This window comes from Bacillus sonorensis NBRC 101234 = KCTC 13918, assembly GCF_001592005.1.
GTDB classification, from domain to species: Bacteria; Bacillota; Bacilli; order Bacillales; family Bacillaceae; genus Bacillus; species Bacillus sonorensis.
On the sequence record NZ_BCVZ01000059.1, the window covers coordinates 1 to 1,076 of the forward strand.

At 51.2% G+C, this 1,076-nt stretch carries 1 protein-coding gene; it reads left to right on the top strand.

Annotation, left to right across the window (positions count from 1 at the left end):
• The coding region (locus tag BTR1S_RS21470) for an amino acid adenylation domain-containing protein (protein WP_156483232.1) at positions 1-1,076 on the top strand (1,076 nt) is incomplete at both ends.

Sequence of the window (1,076 nt, forward strand, 5' to 3'; positions counted from 1 at the left end):
CCTATATGCTGAAAGACACTGAAGCGACCGTACTACTGACGAAGGGCGATGCCGCCTGCGCCATGGATTGTGAGGCCGAAGTCATTCATTTGGACAAGGAGGCATTCGCCGGATTCAGCAGAGAGCCGCTGCGTCTTGCCAATGATTCCGGTGACGCCGCCTATATTATATATACATCAGGTTCTACGGGAATGCCGAAAGGCGTAGTTACCCCGCACTACAGCGCTGTCCGGGTCGTGAAGAACACCAATTATATTGATATCCGGCATAACGATGTCATTCTCCAGCTGTCGAACTATTCCTTCGACGGGTCGATATTCGATATTTTCGGAGCTCTTTTAAACGGCGCCACACTGGTTATGATCGAGAAAGAAACGCTTTTAAACATCAGTGAGCTTGGAAGCGTTATCAAAAAAGAGAAAGTAAGCGTGATGTTCATCACGACGGCGCTCTTCAATACGCTCGCCGACATCGATATCGATTGTCTGGCCCAACTGCGAAAAATTCTGTTCGGCGGGGAAAGGGTATCGGTTCCCCATGCGAAAAAAGTGCTGGACCGCATCGGGCCGGATAAGCTGATCCATGTATACGGGCCGACGGAAAGCACGGTTTATGCGACATATTACTTCATCAATGACATCGGTGAAGAAGCCGAAACGATCCCGATCGGCAGACCGCTGGCCAATACGTCGGCATTGATTATGGACGAACAAGGCTGTCTCCTGCCGATCGGCGTTCCCGGAGAGCTCTGTATTTCCGGAGACGGATTGAGCACAGGGTATTTAAACCGCGAGGAGCTGACGGCGGAAAAATTCATCCCTCACCCGTTCATCCCGGGAGAAAGGCTGTATAAGACGGGCGACTTGGCAAAATGGCTGCCTGACGGCAATATCGAATTTATCGGCCGGATCGACCACCAGGTGAAAATCCGCGGCTTCCGGATTGAGCTCGGCGAAATCGAAAGCCAATTGGAAAAACATGAAGACATCAAAGAGACGATTGTAACCGTCCGGGAAGACGGGGAAAATCGCCCGTACATCTGCGCCTACATGACGTCAAAACGCGAAATCACAGTC